This window comes from Acinetobacter sp. YH12249, assembly GCF_013417475.1.
GTDB lineage: Bacteria > Pseudomonadota > Gammaproteobacteria > Pseudomonadales > Moraxellaceae > Acinetobacter.
Genome location: NZ_VPDX01000025.1, coordinates 1 through 20,371, shown reverse-complemented (window position 1 = coordinate 20,371; position 20,371 = coordinate 1). Strand labels below are relative to the sequence as shown.

General features: G+C 45.4%; 18 protein-coding genes. 17 read left to right on the top strand and 1 reads right to left on the bottom strand.

Annotated elements, in window-relative coordinates:
• The first annotated feature begins 539 nt into the window (after nt 1-539).
• A complete protein-coding gene (gene bfmR / locus FTV25_RS12630; protein ID WP_004785097.1) occupies nt 540-1,256 on the top strand; it encodes a response regulator transcription factor BfmR in 717 nt (238 codons plus the stop codon).
• A 41-nt stretch (nt 1,257-1,297) separates the two neighbouring features.
• Entirely contained in the window at nt 1,298-2,974 is a 1,677-nt protein-coding gene (bfmS, locus tag FTV25_RS12625; RefSeq protein ID WP_034705648.1) for a sensor histidine kinase BfmS, read from the top strand.
• Nucleotides 2,975-3,034: 60 nt separating this feature from the next.
• On the opposite strand, the gene FTV25_RS12620 is transcribed toward bfmS, so the two are convergent.
• Nucleotides 3,035-3,391: a hypothetical protein gene (locus tag FTV25_RS12620; protein WP_004785094.1), complete on the bottom strand. Its 357-nt coding sequence runs from the start codon at nt 3,389-3,391 to the stop codon at nt 3,035-3,037.
• A gap of 575 nt (nt 3,392-3,966) precedes the next feature.
• On the opposite strand from FTV25_RS12620, the gene ndhC reads away from it, so the two are divergent.
• The 15 genes from ndhC (at nt 3,967) to FTV25_RS12545 (ending at nt 20,205) form a co-directional block, all read left to right on the top strand.
• On the top strand, nt 3,967-4,512 hold the full coding sequence (gene ndhC / locus FTV25_RS12615) for an NADH-quinone oxidoreductase subunit A (protein WP_004785092.1): 546 nt from the start codon (nt 3,967-3,969) through the stop codon (nt 4,510-4,512).
• A gap of 6 nt (nt 4,513-4,518) precedes the next feature.
• Nucleotides 4,519-5,199 (top strand): NADH-quinone oxidoreductase subunit B family protein, encoded by a 681-nt coding sequence (locus FTV25_RS12610; RefSeq protein WP_004785090.1) that lies wholly within the window; start codon nt 4,519-4,521, stop codon nt 5,197-5,199.
• Nucleotides 5,200-5,289: 90 nt separating this feature from the next.
• Nucleotides 5,290-7,077 (top strand): NADH-quinone oxidoreductase subunit C/D, encoded by a 1,788-nt coding sequence (gene nuoC, locus FTV25_RS12605; protein WP_034702039.1) that lies wholly within the window; start codon nt 5,290-5,292, stop codon nt 7,075-7,077.
• A gap of 14 nt (nt 7,078-7,091) precedes the next feature.
• On the top strand, nt 7,092-7,601 hold the full coding sequence (gene nuoE, locus FTV25_RS12600) for an NADH-quinone oxidoreductase subunit NuoE (RefSeq protein WP_004785086.1): 510 nt from the start codon (nt 7,092-7,094) through the stop codon (nt 7,599-7,601).
• The gene (gene nuoF, locus FTV25_RS12595; protein ID WP_180004037.1) at nt 7,598-8,929 is read left to right on the top strand and encodes an NADH-quinone oxidoreductase subunit NuoF; all 1,332 of its coding nucleotides are present in this window, start codon (nt 7,598-7,600) and stop codon (nt 8,927-8,929) included. The genes nuoE and nuoF overlap by 4 nt, the downstream gene beginning before the upstream one ends.
• An 11-nt stretch (nt 8,930-8,940) precedes the next feature.
• Nucleotides 8,941-11,619, top strand: coding sequence for an NADH-quinone oxidoreductase subunit NuoG (nuoG, locus tag FTV25_RS12590; RefSeq protein ID WP_180004039.1), 2,679 nt, complete (start codon nt 8,941-8,943; stop codon nt 11,617-11,619).
• Between the two features lie 3 nt (nt 11,620-11,622).
• On the top strand, nt 11,623-12,633 hold the full coding sequence (gene nuoH, locus FTV25_RS12585) for an NADH-quinone oxidoreductase subunit NuoH (protein WP_004785081.1): 1,011 nt from the start codon (nt 11,623-11,625) through the stop codon (nt 12,631-12,633).
• An 18-nt stretch (nt 12,634-12,651) separates the two neighbouring features.
• The gene (gene nuoI, locus FTV25_RS12580) at nt 12,652-13,194 is read left to right on the top strand and encodes an NADH-quinone oxidoreductase subunit NuoI (RefSeq protein WP_004785079.1); all 543 of its coding nucleotides are present in this window, start codon (nt 12,652-12,654) and stop codon (nt 13,192-13,194) included.
• Nucleotides 13,194-13,712 carry an NADH-quinone oxidoreductase subunit J gene (nuoJ, locus tag FTV25_RS12575; protein WP_171056685.1) on the top strand — a complete coding sequence of 173 codons (519 nt, stop codon included), beginning with the start codon at nt 13,194-13,196 and terminating at the stop codon, nt 13,710-13,712. The genes nuoI and nuoJ overlap by 1 nt, the downstream gene beginning before the upstream one ends.
• Nucleotides 13,712-14,020 carry an NADH-quinone oxidoreductase subunit NuoK gene (nuoK, locus tag FTV25_RS12570; protein WP_004280769.1) on the top strand — a complete coding sequence of 103 codons (309 nt, stop codon included), beginning with the start codon at nt 13,712-13,714 and terminating at the stop codon, nt 14,018-14,020. The genes nuoJ and nuoK overlap by 1 nt, the downstream gene beginning before the upstream one ends.
• Nucleotides 14,017-15,906, top strand: a complete 1,890-nt coding sequence (gene nuoL / locus FTV25_RS12565) for an NADH-quinone oxidoreductase subunit L (protein WP_179993295.1) — start codon at nt 14,017-14,019, stop codon at nt 15,904-15,906. The genes nuoK and nuoL overlap by 4 nt, the downstream gene beginning before the upstream one ends.
• 1 nt (nt 15,907) lies before the next feature.
• Nucleotides 15,908-17,521: an NADH-quinone oxidoreductase subunit M gene (gene nuoM / locus FTV25_RS12560; protein WP_004785072.1), complete on the top strand. Its 1,614-nt coding sequence runs from the start codon at nt 15,908-15,910 to the stop codon at nt 17,519-17,521.
• Between the two features lie 3 nt (nt 17,522-17,524).
• On the top strand, nt 17,525-19,069 hold the full coding sequence (nuoN, locus tag FTV25_RS12555) for an NADH-quinone oxidoreductase subunit NuoN (RefSeq protein ID WP_004785070.1): 1,545 nt from the start codon (nt 17,525-17,527) through the stop codon (nt 19,067-19,069).
• Nucleotides 19,070-19,192: 123 nt separating this feature from the next.
• Nucleotides 19,193-19,828, top strand: coding sequence for a uracil phosphoribosyltransferase (gene upp, locus FTV25_RS12550; RefSeq protein ID WP_004785068.1), 636 nt, complete (start codon nt 19,193-19,195; stop codon nt 19,826-19,828).
• A gap of 83 nt (nt 19,829-19,911) precedes the next feature.
• On the top strand, nt 19,912-20,205 hold the full coding sequence (locus tag FTV25_RS12545; protein WP_004785065.1) for a cold shock domain-containing protein: 294 nt from the start codon (nt 19,912-19,914) through the stop codon (nt 20,203-20,205).
• Nucleotides 20,206-20,371: the final 166 nt, after the last annotated feature.

The window sequence follows — 20,371 nt, the reverse complement described above, 5'->3', positions numbered from 1 at the left end:
ATGTTTATGGACCGTTTGAACTGGGCAAAAATCGTGCCACAGTGTTCGAGGAATAAACACAAGACCTAGTGGTTATAAAATTAATTGAACACAAGATACGGGAAAATTTAGGGTAGATCAATATTGACATTTTGCTAAATATTTTTCTGAAGTTTTATCTTAATCTTTTGCAAAAAGATCCCAATTTTTATTGATTCTTGCATAAGCCTTATCCGGCAAGGCATAGCATATCAAAGCTGGCAAAAAGTGCTTATAGATAACATTGTGGATAACTAAAAAGGCCTGAATCAACTAGTCACATTTTGTTCAGATTAAGCTTTAATCGATGCAAATAAGCCGACAAACGGTAGTTAAATGCACATTCGAGTGAAATGTGCACGATAAAATATTACAAAATGCTACTTTGATGTATTGGTTTGGTGAACGCTATCTTGTTTACAATGTAAACGTGTGTATATTGCAAGCATATTAAAAACGTATCTATTGGATTTCAAAAGGATACGTCCGTAGCATACGTCCATCAAATAAAGGGGCAACACATGAGCCAAGAAGAAAAGTTACCTAAAATTCTAATTGTTGAAGATGATGAGCGTCTTGCTCGTTTAACACAAGAATACCTCATTCGTAATGGTCTTGAGGTTGGGGTAGAGCCGGATGGCAACCGTGCTATTCGTCGTATTATTGCTGAGCAACCAGACATGGTGGTTCTAGATGTCATGTTGCCAGGTGCTGATGGTTTGACCATCTGCCGTGAAGTTCGTCCACATTATCATCAACCGATTTTAATGCTGACTGCACGTACTGAAGATATGGATCAGGTCTTAGGTCTGGAAATGGGTGCAGATGACTATGTCGCTAAACCGGTTCAGCCGCGTGTCCTGCTGGCTCGTATTCGTGCTTTATTGCGTCGTACCGACAAGGTGCCTGAAGATGAAGTGGCTCAGCGCATCGAATTTGATGACCTGGTGATCGACAATGGTGGTCGTTCAGTGACCTTGAATGGTGAGCTGGTTGACTTTACCAGTGCAGAATATGACCTGTTGTGGCTGCTGGCTTCAAATGCGGGCCGCATCCTGTCACGTGAAGATATCTTCGAGCGTCTACGCGGCATCGAATATGACGGCCAAGACCGTTCAATTGATGTGCGTATCTCGCGCATTCGTCCAAAAATTGGTGACGATCCTGAAAATCCAAAACGTATTAAAACAGTACGTAGTAAAGGTTATCTATTCGTCAAAGAAACTAACGGTATCTAATCGGTGCCTTTAGCCGCCTGAATAAACAGGATAATTAATAGGTGTTTAAACACAGTATATTTTTGCGGATATACGCAGGCCTGGTCATGCTTGTGGTCCTGGTGGCAGTATTCAGCTATCTGCTGGTACAGATCATCAACTACCAGCGTGCGCAGGAGTATCGTGAATCCCTGACTAATGGTATGGCATATATCATCAGTGAGGGGGTTGCGAGACAGCCTAATCTGCAGCAAAAGATGGATTGGGTTTCAGATGCGTCTGATCTGTTGGAATTGCCGATCTACTATGTCGAAGCCAGTAAAGTGGATATTACCCGAGCGGAAGGTCGACGTCTGGCTGACCGTAAGGCAGTCGTGCGTTGGGATGCTAAAACTGGGGTAGCTTATATTGTCATTGGGCTACGCGATGATCCAAGTCATTATCTTTATATTAAGGCGGATAATATTACTGAACGTCAGATGAAGGCTTTACCGGTCTTTATTCTGGACTATCTGGTGTACTACCCAGGTCAGGAAAAAGAATACCTGAAGCGAATTCAGGACTATTTCTCTTATCCAATCTCGATCGAAAATGTCCAGAGCCTGCCACTAGATTCCGAGCAGATCGGACGTTTGCGTCTGGATCACAGCATTATTTTATATCGTGATAGTGCCTCAATTCGCGGCACTACAATTTCGATCATTTCTCCTATTCCTAGCTCGACGTCTGAAGTGCTGGTGATGGGGCCAGTGCCGTTATTTAACTGGATGCCATTCCAGTTAGCTGCCGGGATTACCTTACTGAGCCTGTTTGTCTTAAGTCTGGGGATTTATGGTCTGCTGGTGCCAATGCAGCGTAAACTGCGAGAAGTGAGCTATGCCCTGAATAAGATGAAAACCGGGAACATGTCATTGCGTCTTCCAGTAGAGGGTAGTGATGAGATGGCGACGCTGGCTTCCAGCTATAACAATATGTCGGACCATATTCAGCGCCTGATTGAAGCGCAGCGTGAATTGATGCGTGCTGTATCGCATGAGCTGCGTACACCGGTTGCCCGTATCCGTTTTGCTGTGGAAATGATGGCAGATGAAGACGACTATGATTATCGCTTGCAGCAGGTTGAGCAGATTGATAAGGATATTGAGGCCTTAAATACCTTGATCGATGAAATCATGACCTATGCCAAACTGGAACAGGGCATGCCTTCAATTGAATTTGAAGATATTGATCTGTTTGAAGTGTTGGAGCAGGTGGCCGTCGAAACAGATGCTCTAAAAACTGGCAAAGAAGTTGAAGTGCTGCCAATGCCAGTACCTGTAACCGTAGAAGCTGAACGACGTTACCTGCATCGTGTGGTGCAAAATCTGGTGGGTAATGCAGTACGCTACTGTGAGCAGAAAATCCTGATCAGCGGCGGACTAGATGCTAAGGGCATGGCGTATATCTGTGTAGAAGATGATGGTCCGGGGATTCCAGAAGCTGACCGCGCCCGTATCTTTGAAGCTTTTGCCCGACTGGATGATAGTCGTACCCGTGCTTCAGGGGGGTATGGTTTGGGCTTGTCTATTGTCAGCCGGATTGCTTACTGGTTTGGTGGAGAGATTCAGGTCGATCAAAGTCCGACACTGGGTGGTGCACGCTTTATCATGATTTGGCCAGCCAGCCGTTACGGTAAAAAAATCAAGCAAAAACCGATCGAAAAGCTGGAAAAAGCTGAAGTGTCAGATCAGTCAGAATAAGAGTTTAGGTGAGAAAAAACGATACATAGGTATCGTTTTTTTATGGCTATTTAAAGGGGATTATTCATGGATGGTAGCATCCGGTTCAATCAGTGGCTTGCCTTCTTTCAGGCTGTTTAAGGCATCAGAATTGAAGTTGATCAGTAGCTTGTTATTTTTAACATCTACCTGATAGCTTTGGATTAGCTTCTGGTCACCAGATAAGGTTTCAAGCTTGTACTCATCGGCAATATTCATAATACCGTCCAGGTTAATGCTGGAAGAGGCATAGTCTGTCTGGAAAAGTTTATGAATATCCCCTAAGTCAAAGATTGCATTGCTGGCATCCTGATGTTTTTGGATATAGCTTTCTACATGTCGCATCAATAATTGAGCAAAGAAAAAATAATCAGGTTTATGGGTAAATCGTAGAGACATGCATGGACTCCTTATTGTTACTTTATAAATGTCATAGTGTGTTTAAAAATAGAAATATCATAATCTGAATCAAACTGTTGGACGTGTTGCAAAAATACACAATTGCTCTTTTTAGGTTTACCGAGAGCGGGTAGAAAAGGCAGGCTTCTAATTGAATGACAACATTCATGTTAAACATCTTTTAAAAACACACTGATTTTTTCGAGGCATTATGCAAAGGTGAAATGTTTTTGATTGATTCTTTATAAGTTTCGTTTCATTGGGTGGGTAGCCAGCCACTGTACAAGGAGTGAGGCTTAATTAAGCAGGGCTTTAAAAGTCTATCTGGGTTTAGAAAAAAATAATGGAAATTTAAACTTTAATTTAAAAAAACGATCGGTTGAGATTCTATGAGCTTAAAGCCAGAATAAAATTAGGAATGTCTAAAAAATCATCCAAAAGACTAAGGCTTATAAACTAGCAAGTGAAATCCAAAATCAGGTACAATTGGCGGGATTAATTTTGTGTTTGGTGTATTTGAAGGCCAATACATACATTCTTTGTTAATAAATCGGCCTGCCAGGAGTTATCCCCGCATGAGTGCCATTACTCCATACGAATGGGCAATTATTGCCTTCGTGATCGGCGTTACATTTTTATGCGTCTTTATGCTCACTGTCCCATTACTCCTCGGGGGTAAATCATGGGGCCGTGCCAAGCAGGAGCAGTTTGAGTCAGGCGTAGTCAGCGCAGGTGGAGCTCGTATCCGCTTGTCTGCGAAATTCTATTTAGTTGCAATTTTCTTTGTAGTCTTCGACCTCGAAGCACTTTACCTGTATGCATGGGCATCTTCTGTTCGTGAAGTAGGTTGGATTGGTTTTGCAACTGCAGCTATCTTTATTTTGGTTTTACTTGTTGGTTTGGTTTACGAATTATCGACAGGCGCACTGAACTGGGCACCTTCAGACAGACGTAAAGCAGCAGGATACAAAGCTAAAATTGGTTCGCCAAATATGGATCTTGCAGAAATTACGCGCTTCAACTCAGTTGAAGAATTGGTTATGGATCCAACTGGTCAAATCCCAGCTCAATCATCTGGTCTTGTGAAAAAATCACAAGTTCAACCCTCTGATAAGGAGTAACTCGGGATGAAATATACATTAACCCGTGCGAATCCGAATGCTGATGAATATCCACTTCAAGAGCGTATCGTTGTAGAAGATCCGCTTCTAGAAGAAGAAGTGAATAAAAATGTGTTCATGACTCGCCTAGAGGATGTAATGCACACAGCAGTGAACTGGGGTCGTAAGAACTCAGTTTGGCCATTTAACTTTGGTACATCTTGCTGCTACGTTGAATATGCAACGACTTTGACCGGTGTACATGACTTGTCACGTTTTGGTGCCGAAGTTATCCGTGCTTCACCGCGTCAGGCAGACTTGATGATTGTAGCAGGTACATGCTTCGTGAAAATGGCTCCGGTAATTCAACGTCTGTATGAACAGATGCTTGAACCGAAATGGGTGATTTCAATGGGTGCGTGTGCGAACTCAGGTGGTATGTACGATATTTATTCAGTCGTACAAGGTGTGGATAAGATTATTCCGGTAGATGTATACGTTCCGGGCTGCCCACCACGTCCTGAAGCATTGATCCAGGCATTAATGCTGTTACAAGACCAAATTCAATTAGAGCGTCGTCCGCTGTCTGCGGTAATCGGTGATGATCTTAAGCCAGTGTATAAGCCAAAGATGATGCCGGAACGTGACCGTAAGAAAGACCAGCGTGTGGCTGTGAAGAACTTACGCTCTATGGATGAAATTAAATAATTTAAACGACCAGTTTTTTGTTGTGCACCCGCTATGGGTGTAGTTGTCGTTTAGGTTGACTGAATTTGTATTAAATAGGAAGCCAAGCCAATGGCTGAAACTGACATTGCTATGCCAGAATCAACAGCAGTTGATTCACGCCCAGCATTTGCCATCATTGAAGAGCTCAAAACCAAGTTTGGTGAGAACTTCTTTGTGCAAACAACTTTCGAGGATTTCCCGACAGTTTGGGTTGAGCGCGCACGTGTACAAGAAGTATTGATGTTCTTGCGTACCGTGCCACGTCCATACGTGATGCTATTCGACTTGTCTGCAGTAGATGAGCGTTTACGTACGCACCGTGACGGTTTGCCTGCGTCAGAATTCACAGTGTTCTATCATTTATTATCTTTAGAGCGTAACTGTGACATTCGTATTAAAGTTGCATTAAGCGACAGCGATCTGAATATTCCGACCGCAACGAATATCTGGCCAAATGCGAACTGGTATGAGCGTGAAGCTTATGACATGTTCGGCATCAATTTCGAAGGGCATCCAATGCTCCGTCGTATCTTGTTGCCAACCTACTGGGAAGGTCATCCGCTACGTAAAGAATATTCTGCACGTGCGACTGAATATACTCCGTATATTCAAGACAAAGCCAAGCAGGACTTTGAACAGGAACATCTACGTTTCGTGCCAGAAGACTGGGGTCTGAAGCGCGGTAATGCAGATGAAGATTTCATGTTCCTGAATTTGGGTCCTAACCACCCGTCTGCGCACGGTGCGTTCCGTGTAATTTTGCAGTTGGATGGTGAAGAAGTGAAAGACTGTGTGCCAGATATCGGCTATCACCACCGTGGTGTGGAAAAGATGGCTGAACGTCAAACTTGGCATTCATTCATTCCGTATACTGACCGTGTGGACTATTTGGGTGGTTGTGCTCAAAACATGCCGTATGTGATGGGTGTGGAACAATTGGCAGGCATTACTGTGCCAGACCGCGCACAATGTATCCGTGTCATGATGTCGGAATTGTTCCGTATCAATAACCACTTGCTGTACATCGGTACTGCGATTCAGGATGCCGGCGGTATGACCCCAGTATTCTATATGTTCGCTGACCGTCAGAAAGTGTATGACATCGTGGAAGCGATCACCGGTTACCGTATGCATCCAGCATGGTTCCGTATCGGTGGTACTGCACATGACTTGCCAAATGGTTGGGAAAAACTGGTTCGAGACTTACTCGACTGGATGCCTAAGCGTTTGAATGAATACTACACTGCAGCACTGAAAAACTCTGTATTTGTGGGTCGTACCCGTAATGTGGCTCAGTACGATGCGAAATCTGCATTGGCATGGGGCGTAACAGGTACTGGTCTGCGTGCTACAGGTATCGACTTTGACGTACGTAAATACCGTCCATATAGCGGTTATGAAAATTACGACTTCGAAGTACCGGTTGAGTACGAAGGCGATGCATATGCTCGTGTGATTGTTCACTTCCGTGAAATCGAACAGTCACTGAAAATCATTAAGCAGTGTCTAGAGAATATGCCATCTGGTGCGTACAAAGCGGACCATCCGCTGGCTGTTCCACCACCAAAAGACAAAACATTACAAGATATTGAAACCTTGATTACGCACTTCTTGAGCGTTTCTTGGGGTCCTGTAATGCCTGCAGGTGAATCATCTGTGATGGCAGAAGTGGTGAAAGGTGCGTCGACTTATTATCTGACTTCAGACAAGTCAACCATGAGTTACCGTACCCGTATTCGTACACCAACTTTCACGCATTTACAGCAAATGCCTTCTGTGATTAACGGCAGTCTTGTATCTGACTTAATCATTTATTTAGCGACAATCGACGTCGTAATGGCTGACGTGGATCGCTAAGGGGTAAACGCATTATGATGATTTTGACTGATAAAAAGCCACGTGTGAATGTTGAAGGGATTTTAACTTCGGAAGAAATCCACGAAATTGAACATCACATTGGGCATTACCCTTACCCACGTGCAGCGTGTCTTGATGCGCTGAAGTGTGTACAACGCCGTAATGGCTGGGTAGACGATGCTCAAATGAATGCCATCGCGCAAATGCTCAGCATGAGCCTTGCCGATTTGGAAGGGGTTGCAACGTTCTATAACCGTATTTACCGTCAGCCAGTGGGTCGTCACGTAATTTTACTGTGTGACTCAATTGCATGTTTCTTGATGGGTGCGGAGACTTTAGCAGAAGCATTCCAGCGTGAATTGGGTATCCAGTTCGGCCAAACCACAGCGGATGGCCGTTTTACCTTGCTTCCAATTTGCTGCCTAGGTAACTGTGATAAAGGTCCAACCCTCATGATTGATGAAGATACTCACGGTCTCGTGGAAGTAACATCAATTAAACAGTTATTGGAGAAGTATGTATGAATACCGAACCAAAACCAATTTATGGCGACGGTAACCCGGAAACGCATCCACTGACTTGGCGTCTAAGCAAACAAGCAAATGTCCGTCATGTCGATGACTATGAAGCGCTTGAAGGCTATGCAGGCTTTAAAAAAGCCCTGTCTATGACACCGAAAGAAGTGCTGGAAGTTGTAAAGGCTGCAACCGTAAAAGGTCGTGGTGGTGCAGGCTTCCCGGCAGGGATCAAATGGTCGCTGATGGCGCCAAATGACAATTCAGGTCCACGTTACCTGATTTGTAATGCCGATGAGATGGAACCAGGTACCTTCAAAGACCGTCTGTTGATGGAAGATCTTCCGCATCAGCTGATCGAAGGTATGCTGATTGCAGCTTATACCCTTGAAGCAACTCAAGGTTATATCTTCATCCGTGGTGAATACATCGAAGCGGCGAAGTACCTGAACGAAGCACTTGAGCAGGTTCGTGCCAAAGGTTACATGGGTGACAACATCCTGGATTCTGGCTGGAGCTTCGAGTTACACGTGCATACCGGTGCGGGTCGTTATATCTGTGGTGAAGAAACTGCATTGATTAACTCGCTTGAAGGTCGCCGTGCAAACCCGCGTACCAAACCGCCATTCCCGCAGGTTGCAGGTGCTTGGGGTCGTCCTACGATCGTGAACAACGTAGAGACCTACAACAACTTGCCAGCCATCATGTTGCGTGGTCCAGAATGGTACATCGGTCTGTCTGCAGGTAAATCGAAAGATCCTGGCACAAAAATTTATGGTGCTTCAGGTAAGGTGAAATTCCCAGGTCTATGGGAACTGCCATTCGGTACCACTGCACGTGAAGTGATTGAAGAACATGCCGGTGGTATGCGTGACGGCCTGAAGCTGAAAGCATGGTTACCCGGTGGTGCATCAACTGACTTCCTGGCTGCCGAGCATATCGATCTTCCGATGGATGCGGAAAGCATCATGAAAGCAGGTTCACGTTTAGGTACCTGTCTATTGATGGTGGTTGATGAAACTCAATGTATGGTTTCAGCAACCCGTAACCTCGAAGAATTCTTTGCGCGTGAATCATGTGGCTGGTGTACACCTTGCCGTGATGGCTTACCTTGGGCGGTGAAAGCGCTTAAAGCACTTGAAGATGGTACTGGCAAGAAAGAAGATATCGATCACTTACAAGAACTGACTCGTAAGCTTTGGATTGGTAAAACTTTCTGTGCTCACGCACCAGGTGCTATGGAACCGTTAATGGGCGCACTCAAACATTTCCGTGGCGAATTTGAAGCGAAAGTCGTAAATGCTGCCGCTCAAACCCGCAACGTAGAACAAGCTTAAGGAATTCGACTATGGCTACAATTCATGTCGATGGAAAATCGTATGAAGTCAACGGCTCGGAAAACTTGCTGCAAGCATGTTTGAGTCTTGGCATCGACATCCCATACTTTTGTTGGCATCCATCCTTAGGTTCTGTCGGTTCTTGCCGTCAATGTGCTGTGACTCAATACGCGAATCCAGAAGATACGCGTGGTCGTTTGGTCATGTCATGTATGACACCGGCTGCTGACAATACCTACATCTCGATTGAAGACAAAGAAGCAAAAGATTTCCGTGCTTCTGTTGTTGAATTCTTGATGACCAATCACCCGCACGATTGTCCAGTCTGTGAAGAGGGTGGCCACTGTCACCTGCAAGATATGACTGTGATGACACAACATGACCGTCGTCGTTACCGGTTCACCAAGCGTACGCATTACAACCAAGAACTTGGTTCGTTCATTGCGCACGAGATGAACCGTTGTATCGCATGTTACCGTTGTGTTCGTTATTACAAAGACTATGCGGGCGGTACGGATTTCGGCGTATATGCAAACGCTTCTCGCGTTTATTTCGGTCGTCCGGAATCAGGTACTTTGGAATCTGAATTCTCAGGTAACCTGACTGAAGTTTGTCCGACTGGTGTATTCACCGATAAGACTCACTCAGAACGCTATAACCGTAAATGGGACATGCAGTACGCACCAAGCGTATGTCATGGCTGTTCTTCAGGTTGTAACATCTCTCCAGGTGAGCGTTATGGTGAGCTTCGTCGCGTTGAAAACCGTTTCAACGGTGAAGTTAACCAATACTTCCTGTGCGATAAAGGCCGTTTCGGTACCGGTTATGTAAACCGTAAAGACCGTCCGCGTCAGCCACAGTTCCGTACTGGCACGAATGTAGAAACTGTTTCTGTTGATACAGCATTGGATACCGTAATTGCGAAAATCCAAGGCAAAAAAGTACTGGGGATCGGTTCACCACGTGCATCGCTTGAAGCTAACTTCGCACTACGTGAGTTAGTTGGTCAAGACAATTACTCAACCGGTATGGCTCAAAAAGAGCAAAATTTGGTTGACCTGGCTGCATCGATCATGCAAACCGAAGGTGTTTATAACCCGAACATGCGTGAAATCGAAAGCTATGATGCGGTACTCATTCTGGGTGAAGATCTGACTCAAACTGCGCCACGTATGGCTTTATCTGTTCGCCAAGCTGCGAAAAATAAAGGCAAGGAAATGGCTGCAGAGCGCCGTACCCAAGAATGGCTGGCTGAACCTGTACAACGTATTGCCCAAGATGCGAAATCTCCGATTTACATTCTGGCTGCAACACAAACACGTTTGTCTGACGTTGCGGAAGGTGAAGTGGTTGCTTCTCCAAATGACATCGCACGTTTAGGCTTCGCGATTGCTGCGGGTGTGAAAGGTGAAGTCATAACTGGTCTTGATGACGATGCGAAAGCATTTGCACAAACCATTGCAGATACGCTGAAAGCTGCCAAGAAACCACTGATCATCTCTGGTACAAGTCTACAAGACGCAACCATCATGGAAGCTGCTGCACAAGTAGCACAAAACCTGGGTAATGCGGGCTTGACCTTGACTGTTCCTGAAGTGAACTCAATGGGGCTGGCAATCTTCGGTGGTCAAAGCCTTGAGCAAGCATTTGCACAAGACTATGACACTGTCCTAATTGTAGAAAACGATCTTTACCGTCGTTTACCAGCGGCTCAGGTTGATGCTGCGCTTGCAGGCAAACAGGTGATCGTATTGGATCACTCTGAAACTGCGACTGTGAAGAAAGCGAACATCGTATTGTCTGCTGCCTCATTTGCTGAAGGTGATGGTACTGTCGTTTCTCAAGAAGGCCGTGCACAACGTTTCTATCAAGTGTATGACCCTAACTACTACAACCCGGAACTGGCAATCAAAGAATCTTGGCGCTGGTTACACGCACTGGAAACAGGCGTACAAGGCAAAGCGATTTCTTGGACTTTGCTGGATGACGTGATCGAGTCAGTGGCAAAAAACATTCCAGCGCTGGAAGGCATTCTGGATGTTGCACCTGATGCGGGCTTCCGTGTACATGGTCTGAAAGTGGCACGTGAACCACGTCGTTACTCAGGCCGTACTTCGATGCGTGCGCCATTGTCTGTCCACGAGCCGAAACAGCCAACCGATATCGATTCTGCATTAACATTCTCTATGGAAGGTTATGTGGGTAATGAAACACCATCTCCACTGATTCCATTTGCCTGGTCTGCAGGCTGGAACTCACCACAAGCCTGGAACAAATACCAGGATGAAGTGGGCGGTCACTTAAAAGGCGGTGATTCAGGCGTTCGTTTATTCGACCGTTTACCAAAGCGTCCAGCGCGTAGCTTCGTCGCACCAGCCCCTGTGCTCGTAAATGCTGAAAGCTTCCGTCTGGTACCAATGCATCACATCTTTGCATCTGGCGAGTTCACCATTAAAACACCTGCCATGGAATCACGTATTCCGGATGCAGTATTTGCAGTGGGCGAACAGGATGCTACACGCTTGAACCTGCAAGACGGTCAGAAGATCACTGTGAAAGCAGGCGAGACTTCAATCGTTCTTCCTGTACAAGTGATTGAATACTTACCAACAGGTTATATTGGCTACCCAATTGGTCTTGCACCAACGGTATCTCTTGCAGAGCCTGTTTCAGTCGCGGTAGGAGCGTAATTCATGGAACAAGAATTAATCCGTCAAACGCCGCTGTGGGCTGAAAACTGGCCAATCGCCTATTCAGTACTTCAAGCGATCGTGATCTTACTGGTTGTAGTACTGATCGCTGCGTTGATGTCTTTTATTGAACGTCGTTTACTCGGCTTGTGGCAAGACCGTTACGGTCCGAACCGTGTAGGTCCGGGCGGTATGTTCCAGATTGTTGCCGACATGCTGAAAATCATGTTCAAGGAAGACTGGACACCAAAATTTGCCGATAAATTGACTTTCCGTATGGCTCCAGCAGTTGCGATGGCAACTGCGGTGCTGTCGTTCATGGTTATTCCTGTGTCACCTTATCTAGGTGTTGCAGACATGAGTATCGGTCTGTTGTTCTTCATGGCAATGGCAGGTATTGCGGTATATGCAGTACTATTTGGTGGTTGGTCTTCTAACAACAAATACGCATTGCTTGGTGGTCTACGTTCAGCAGCGCAAACTATTTCTTATGAAGTGTTCCTGGGTATTTCACTGATGGGTGTAGTGGCAATTGCCGGTTCATTCAACATGCGTGAAATCGTAGAAGCACAGAAAGATGTCTGGTTTATCATTCCTCAGTTCTTAGGCTTCCTGATCTTCGTGGTTGCAGGTGTTGCGGTAACTCACCGTCACCCATTTGACCAACCAGAAGCGGAACAGGAACTGGCGGAAGGTTACCACGTAGAATATGGCGGTATGAAATGGGGTATGTTCTTCGTTGCGGAATACGTAAACGTAGTACTGATCTCTGCATTGATCGTAACCCTGTTCTTCGGTGGCTGGTTAGCACCATTTGGTCTTGATTTCCTTCCACCAGCATTCTGGTTCATTATTAAAACAGCATTCTTCGTAATGATGTTTGTATTGGCGCGTGGTTCTTTAATGCGTCCACGTTATGACCAGGTGATGAACTTTGGTTGGAAAATTTGCTTGCCATTGGCGTTGGTTAACCTTTTGGTGACTGGTGCTGTGATTCTGTTGAATCAGGCCTAAGACAGCAGGGAGAACAAAATGTTTAAATTTCTAGCTGGATTCGGGTCAATCGTTCGTACGTTGTTCATGGTATTTACCCATGCAACGCGCAAACGTGACACCATTTTATATCCGGAAGTGCCAGCCGAAGAAATCGTGCCACCACGTTTCCGTGGTCGTATCGTATTAACGCGTGACCCAGATGGCGAAGAGCGTTGTGTGGCATGTAACCTGTGTGCGGTTGCATGTCCGGTAGGCTGTATTTCACTACAAAAAGCAGAACGTGAAGATGGTCGTTGGTATCCGGAATTTTTCCGTATCAACTTCTCTCGCTGTATTTTCTGCGGTATGTGTGAAGAAGCATGTCCTACGACTGCGATTCAGATGACACCAGATTTCGAATTGGGCGAATATGTTCGTCAAGACTTAGTCTACGAAAAAGAACACTTACTGATTTCTGGTCCTGGTAAATATCCTGACTATAACTTCTACCGTGTAACCGGTATGGCAGTTGCTGGTAAGGACAAAGGTCAGGCACAGCGTGAAAGTGCGCCTGTTGATGTACGGAGTCTATTACCATGATGTGGCCATTTTATTTAATGGCCCTTGTGGCCATCGTCTCTACGGTTCGTGTGGTAACTAACACGAACCCGGTACATGCTTTATTAAGCCTGATCGTTTCACTCCTTGCTGTAGCAGGGCTGTTCCTGATCGTGGGTGCACCATTTGCGGGTGCGCTTGAAGTCATCGTTTATGCTGGCGCGATCATGGTGTTATTCGTGTTCGTGGTAATGATGCTGAACCTGGGCGAACAGACTGTTGCTCAGGAACGCAAATGGTTGACTTCATCGGCTTGGGCTTATCCGGCATTGATGAGCTTCCTGATTGGTCTGATCTTGGTTTGGGTACTTAAATCAGATTACGTGCAGCCTTCAATGGTCATGGGCACAGAAATGGTCGGTCCTAAAGCGGTAGGTCAATCACTCTTTACGCAATACTTATTGTTGGTAGAAGTTGCCGCGATGTTATTGCTTGCATCACTTGTTGCAGCATTCCATTTGGGTAAACGTGAACCAGGTGCAGAAGAGGAACAACAATAATGGGCAACATCCCTTTAGAGCATGGTTTGATCGTTGCATCCATTCTTTTTGCACTGGGTTTTTACGGTGTAATGGTGCGACGCAACCTGCTATTCATTTTAATGAGCCTTGAAATCATGATGAATGCTGCTGCTTTGGCATTCGTCCTGGCGGGCAGTGCATGGGCACAGCCTGATGGTCAAATCATGTTTATTCTGATTCTGACTCTTGCTGCGGCAGAGGCGTGTATCGGTCTTGCGATCGTCCTTCAGTTCTATCATCGCTTCCATCATCTGGATGTGGATGCTGCTAGTGAGATGCGCGGATGAGTTATTTATATCTAACAATTTTATTCCCGCTCATTGGCTTCGTCCTTTTAGCGGCAGGGCGTCATAAGCTTCCTGAAACAGTTGCAGCCATTATTGGTGTAGGGGCTGTGGGGTTATCGGCATTGTTCGCACTCATTGCGGGTATGGACTTTGTCAACAATGGTTCTACCGCGGTGGTGCAACCTCTTTGGACCTGGTTCAATGTCGGTGGTTTTGCACCGGGCATCAGCCTGCACCTGGACGGTTTGTCTCTGTTGATGCTGGGCATGGTGACAGGCGTTGGTTTCCTGATCCATATCTTTGCATCATGGTACATGCGCGGTGAACAAGACTTCGCACGTTTCTTCTCTTATTTCAACCTGTTCGTTGCAAGCATGTTATTGCTGGTACTGGGTGACAACCTGGCGTTGTTATTCCTGGGTTGGGAAGGTGTAGGTCTGTGTTCTTATCTGCTGATTGGTTATTACTACCAAAACCCTGCAAACGGTGTGGCAGCGATCAAGGCATTTACCGTTACCCGTATTGGTGACGTATTCCTGCTGATTGCCATGTTCTTGCTGTTCCAGCAATTCGGTACGCTGAATACTCAGTACATCGTTGAAAATGCTGCGACTGTGATGACTCAAAGCTCATCATTAACCATCTGGACTGCACTAATGTTGTTCCTAGGTGCTGCTGGTAAATCTGCGCAGATCCCGTTACAAACATGGTTGGCAGATGCGATGGCAGGTCCGACTCCTGTTTCTGCATTGATCCACGCTGCAACAATGGTAACTGCGGGTGTTTACCTGTGCTGCCGTCTGTTCACAGTATTTGAACTTGCACCTGAAGTAATGATGTTCATCTCGATTACTGGTGCGGTGACATTGCTGGTGGCTGGTTTTGCTGCATTAGTACAAACAGACATCAAACGTATTCTGGCTTACTCAACTATGAGTCAGTTGGGCTATATGTTTATGGCTGTAGGTGCTGAAGCATACCAGGCGGGTCTGTTCCATATGCTGACTCACGCATTCTTCAAGGCATTATTATTCTTGTCTTCTGGTGCGGTGATTCTGGCTTACCACCACGAACAAAACATCTTCAAGATGGGCGGTCTGTTCTACAAGAACAAATTCCTGTTTGCATGTTTCGCCATTGGTGGCGGTGCATTGGCTGCAATTCCATTCATCACTGTGGGCTTCTTCTCAAAAGATGCAATCCTGGGTGCGGTATGGGTACAAGGCCAATCAATCGCAGTTTACAGCACACTTTACTGGGTGGGTGTAATCGGTGCGTTCCTGACTTCGATCTATACATTCCGTCTGATCTGGGTTGTATTCTTCGGTAAAGAAAACACACCTTACCACGCAATCAAGGGTGTAACTTACTGGGGTCCATTGGCAATTCTTGCAGTACTTTCAACTTTCGTTGGTGCAGCATTAAAAGCACCTGTGGAAAGCATTTTAAATGCAGCTAAACTTCCTGCATTTGAAATTCCGGAAGCGCTTGAACATGGCATGCATACTGCAGAATACACAGCAGTAGGTATTGCACTGATAGGTCTTGCAATTGGCGTAGTGCTGTTTGCTTTTGCTTACAACGCTGTGAAATCTTTTGCGAAAACTTCTCTGGGTGCGGGCCTTGCAAACATCTGCCGTAATGCACTTGGTTTTGACAAGCTGTATGACATCGTTTTTGTGAAGCCTTATTTGTTCTTCGCGAAACTGTTCGGCCGTGATCCGATTGATGGCTTCTGGCTGGTGCTGCCTGCACTGGTTAAAGGTGGTCATAGCTTTACTAGTTCGCGTCAAACAGGTTCACTGCGTGAATATGCATCTAGTATGGGGCTCGGTGTCGTTGTCCTACTGATGATCTTGCTCGTGATTCAGGTAGTGGGGAAATAAAATGGAAGCTCCAAACAATATTATTTTGCCGGCTCTGATCCTCATTCCGTTCATTGCAGGTTTTATTTGCTGGTTGGTCGATAAACTCGACCAACACCTTCCGCGTTATATCGCGCTGATTGGTATGTTAGTAACGCTGGTCTTGACCATCGTCCTTTGGCAGTCGGGTACTTATAACTATGAACTTGGCGGTGCGGCTCCTACGTGGGCAGCCGAGTTCAAATTGCCTTGGATTCAAACCCTGGGCATTAACATTCACCTTGCAGTGGATGGTTTGTCTTTACTGATGGTTGGCTTGACTGCACTCCTTGGTGTGCTGGCAGTAGGCTGTTCATGGGGTGAGATTCAGAAAAACGTGGGTTTCTTCCACCTGAACCTTTTATGGTCTCTGGGTGGTGTAATCGGTGTATTCCTGGCAATTGACCTGTTCCTGTTCTTCTTCTTCTGGGAGATGATGCTGGTGCCGATCTACTTCCTGATCGCACTTTGGGGTCATAAAGGGGCAGAAGGCAAGTCACGTGTATATGCTGCAACCAAGTTCTTCATCTACACACAGGTGGCTGGTTTAGTCATGCTGATTGGTATCCTCGGTCTGGTGACTGTAGGCTACACCATGACTGGTCAAATCCGTTTCGACTACAACTACCTGATGGGTGTAGCGAACATGCTGGATACACAAGCGCCAGCAGTTGCTTATGCATTCATGATCTGTTTATTCATCGGTTTTGCGGTAAAACTTCCAGTTTTCCCATTACACGGCTGGTTACCAGATGCGCATGCACAAGCACCGACAGCGGGTTCTGTTGACCTTGCAGGTATCTTGATTAAGACAGCTGCCTACGGTTTGATCCGTTTCGTAATTCCATTCTTCCCGGCGGCTTCTGCACAGTTTGCAGACATCGCAATCATTTTCGGTTTAATCGGTATCTTCTACGGTGCTTGGTGTGCTTTCCAGCAAACCGATATGAAACGTTTATTGGCGTATACATCTATTTCACACATGGGCTTCGTTTTACTTGCGATTTATGCAGGTAACATCCTGACTTTCCAAGGTCTGATGATCATGATGCTGGCTCACGGTCTGTCATCTGCGGCGCTGTTCATTATGTGTGGTCAGGTGTACGAACGTGTTCATACACGTGATATGCGTTTGATGGGTGGTATTCGTGGTCAGTTCCCATACCTTGCATTCTTCCTGATGTTCTTCATCGCGGCGCTTGTCGGTATTCCAGGTCTAGGTAACTTCATTGGTGAGTTCCTGATCCTGATGGGTTCATTCGGTAAATTCCCTGCATTCACAATCCTCGCTGCAATCAGCCTGGTATTTGCGGGTCTGTACGGTTTGATTCTGATCCATAAAGCGTTGTTTGGTGTTCCAAACGAAGAGCAAAAACAGCACTACACAAATCCGTTAAAAGATTTAAATGCACGTGAAGTGGTAATTTTGCTGATCTGTGCATTTGGTCTAGCATGGCTTGGTCTATACCCACAAAGCTTCCTTGACGTTTCTAACTCAAGCATGGCGTGGTTAGCGAATAGCTACATTCCTGTGTCTGAAGCAGCTGATGCTGTGCAGCAAGCTGCCGTTTCAGCTGAAAATGTGGAGATCCAATAAGCCATGAACTTCACAATGTCTTTTTCTGAGCTTATGCCTCTAGCACCTGTGATGATCGTGTCATTGACTGCGATCGTCGTGATGTTGCTTACTGCAATTAAGCGTAACCATAACTTAGTTGCGACTACGACAGTCATTGGTTTAAACCTGGCGGCGTTGTACATTCTGTTCGTTCTGTTAGCGGGTCAATTTGCACCTGCTAATGTAATGAACCTGTTCCTCGTAGATCCGTTTACGATGCTGTACCAGTTTGTGATTATTGTGGCTGCACTGGCGTGCAGTACCTTGTCACATGCTTATATTGAAACCTATAAAGATAACCGTGAAGAACTGTATATCCTGATGTTGACCTCCGTTGCCGGTGCGATGCTGATGGTGGCAAGTTCTCACTATGCATCTTTCTTCATTAGCCTTGAGCTCATGTCGATCCCTGTATACGGCTTATTGGCGTATACACATCAGCGTTCTCAATCGCTTGAAGCAGGTGTGAAATATCTGGTGCTTTCAGCAACTGCATCTGCAATGTTGTTGATGGGTATGGCATATGTTTATGCATATACAGGTTCTCTAAGCTTTGTCGCTGAACCAGGCAAACTGTTAACTGCATTCAGTCAACCTGCTGTAGTAATTGGTCTGGCACTGATCGTATTCGCTGTGGGCTTTAAACTGTCACTGGCTCCATTCCACAAATGGACACCAGACGTATACGCAGGTGCTCCAGCACCAGTTGCAACTTTCCTTGCAACTGTGTCTAAAGTGGCAATGCTGGGTCTGTTCGTACGTTATGTATTGTCTTCTGGCTTAATCCTGTCAGATAGCTTCGTAACTATCATCAGCGTGATTGCAGTACTTTCCATCATTGTAGGTAACTTGCTTGCAGTGAAACAGGTGAACTTGAAACGTATCTTGGCATACTCTTCAATTGCTCACTTCGGTTATGTACTGGTTGCAATCGTATCTGCACGTAATACTGACTTTTTACAGGTTCAAGGTTTCGCGACTTTTGAAAGTGTAAACGTCTATATTATTACTTATGTATTGACTACGATTGGTGCTTTCGGTGTGGTAACGCTGATGTCTAGTCCGTATAACAATACAGATGAAGCAGGTAGCTTGGCGGAGTACCGCGGTCTGTTCTGGCGCCGTCCAGTATTGACTGCTGTATTAACTGTGATGATGCTATCTCTAGCAGGTATTCCATTAACAGCAGGCTTCATCGGTAAGTTCCTGGTTGTGAAAACTGCGGTAGCAGGCGAGTCTTGGTTCCTTGCTGCGATGGTCATCCTGGGTTCAGGTATTGGTCTGTACTACTACCTGCGTGTAATGGTTGTCATGTATATGACTCCACCAGAAACACCACGTCTTGACGCTGTAAATCACTGGGGTCAAAAAGTCGGCGGTATCATGGTATTGCTTGTTGCATTACTGGTACTGGTGATTGGTGTTTATCCGGATCCAATCATTGCGCTGTCTCGTTATGCATTCTTCGCAATGTCACCTGAATTACAACAGTTTATTTTCACTTTGGTTCAAAGTGGTTTTAACTAATTCAGCGCAAGTTTGAAGTTATTACAAAAAAGCCTCCACGATTGGGGGCTTTTTTAGTTAAACAAATCCGGAAAAGTCTTTATAATAGCGGAAATTTATCTTTAACCTTCTAGGTGTTCTCCCGTGGCAATCCATGAAATCCGTCATCCTTTAATTCGACATAAACTCGGTTTACTGCGTCGTGCTGACATTAGTACCAAGAACTTCCGTGAGCTGGCTCAGGAAGTGACTATGCTTTTGACTTATGAAGCGACCAAGGATCTTCCTGTCGTTGAACATGAGATTGATGGCTGGAACGGACCGGTGACTGTAGACCGCATTGCAGGTAAAAAAATTACTGTGGTGCCAATTCTACGTGCAGGTATTGGTATGCTGGATGGTTTCCTGAATCTGATTCCAAGTGCCAAAGTCTCTGTACTGGGTCTGGAACGTGATGAAGAAACCCTACAGGCACGTACTTATTATAAAAAACTGGTTCCAGACGTACAAAACCGTCTTGCCATGATTATCGATCCAATGCTGGCAACTGGCTCTTCTCTTGTCGCTGCGATTGATGTATTGAAAGCCAGTGGCTGTAAAGATATTCGTGTAATGGTATTGGTTGCTGCACCTGAAGGCATTAAACGTGTTGAAGAAGCTCATCCAGATGTGGTGATTTTTACTGCAGCGATTGATCATGGCTTGAATGAAAATGGTTATATCGTTCCGGGTCTGGGCGATGCGGGTGACAAGATTTTTGGTTCAGTTCAGAAAGATTAATATTTTTGAAAATGAACAGAAAAGGGGCTTTTATAGCCTCTTTTTTATATACTGAATACTGACAGATACAGAAGGGGACGTTTATGACTTCCGAGCAATACCAAGGAAAAGTAAAACAGTACAATCCAGAAAAAGGATTTGGTTTTATTTCTTCACCTGAAGGTGAGGTATTTTTTCATATCTCGGATTTCCCCGCCGATTCAGGTGAGCCGAAGCGCAATGACCGGGTAAAATTCAATGTGGTTCAGAATGGGGATCGCTATAAAGCCATCAAGATTGAGCGTGTAGAAGATAAATCGAAGAAAGCCAAAAAAGCCAAAGCGGTAGCAGTCAATACTTCGATTACATCAGCACTATTGTCGAATTTAAAGCGTTAATATTTGCTTGGAAAATTCATTTAAAAGAGGGCCTTAGGGCCACTGCTGTCCCATAGTTTGCTTTAAATAAAAAAACCTGAGTCCTAACAGTTAAAATATGAGTGCAAACAAACACTTTAACGACCAGGATTCAGGTTTTGTCACATCAGAATACCGTATTTCATGA